The organism is Streptomyces sp. 7R007, assembly GCF_054850255.1.
The window spans coordinates 1-1,203 of the sequence record NZ_JBTWMV010000144.1 but is presented as its reverse complement, the minus strand read 5'-3'; the positions used below and the strand labels follow the sequence as shown (position 1 = coordinate 1,203).

1 rRNA gene is annotated in these 1,203 nt (G+C 56.7%); it reads left to right on the top strand.

From position 1 onward, the window contains the following. A 23S ribosomal RNA gene (locus tag ACYF6T_RS44500) occupies window positions 1-1,173 on the top strand; the annotation flags it as partial. Window positions 1,174-1,203: the final 30 nt, after the last annotated feature.

Below are 1,203 nucleotides of genomic sequence, written 5' to 3'. Positions count from 1 at the left end.
TGAGCTGGGGGTGGCCGCAGAGACCAGCGAGAAGCGACTGTTTACTAAAAACACAGGTCCGTGCGAAGCCGTAAGGCGATGTATACGGACTGACGCCTGCCCGGTGCTGGAACGTTAAGGGGACCGGTTAGCTCCATTTCGGTGGGGCGAAGCTGAGAACTTAAGCGCCAGTAAACGGCGGTGGTAACTATAACCATCCTAAGGTAGCGAAATTCCTTGTCGGGTAAGTTCCGACCTGCACGAATGGCGTAACGACTTCTCGACTGTCTCAACCATAGGCCCGGTGAAATTGCACTACGAGTAAAGATGCTCGTTTCGCGCAGCAGGACGGAAAGACCCCGGGACCTTTACTACAGTTTGATATTGGTGTTCGGTTCGGCTTGTGTAGGATAGCTGGGAGACTGTGAAGCCTGGACGCCAGTTCGGGTGGAGTCGTCGTTGAAATACCAGTCTGGTCGTGCTGGATGTCTAACCTGGGTCCGTGATCCGGATCAGGGACAGTGTCTGATGGGTAGTTTAACTGGGGCGGTTGCCTCCTAAAGGGTAACGGAGGCGCCCAAAGGTTCCCTCAGCCTGGTTGGCAATCAGGTGTTGAGTGTAAGTGCACAAGGGAGCTTGACTGTGAGACCGACGGGTCGAGCAGGGACGAAAGTCGGGACTAGTGATCCGGCGGTGGCTTGTGGAAGCGCCGTCGCTCAACGGATAAAAGGTACCCCGGGGATAACAGGCTGATCTTCCCCAAGAGTCCATATCGACGGGATGGTTTGGCACCTCGATGTCGGCTCGTCGCATCCTGGGGCTGGAGTCGGTCCCAAGGGTTGGGCTGTTCGCCCATTAAAGCGGTACGCGAGCTGGGTTTAGAACGTCGTGAGACAGTTCGGTCCCTATCCGCTGTGCGCGTAGGAGTCTTGAGAAGGGCTGTCCCTAGTACGAGAGGACCGGGACGGACGAACCTCTGGTGTGCCAGTTGTTCTGCCAAGGGCATGGCTGGTTGGCTACGTTCGGGAGGGATAACCGCTGAAAGCATCTAAGCGGGAAGCCTGCTTCGAGATGAGGACTCCCACCCACTTGATGGGGTAAGGCTCCCAGTAGACGACTGGGTTGATAGGCCGGATCTGGAAGCACGGTAACGTGTGGAGGTGACCGGTACTAATAGGCCGAGGGCTTGTCCATAGAGGCTCGCGTCCACTGTGTTGGTTCTGA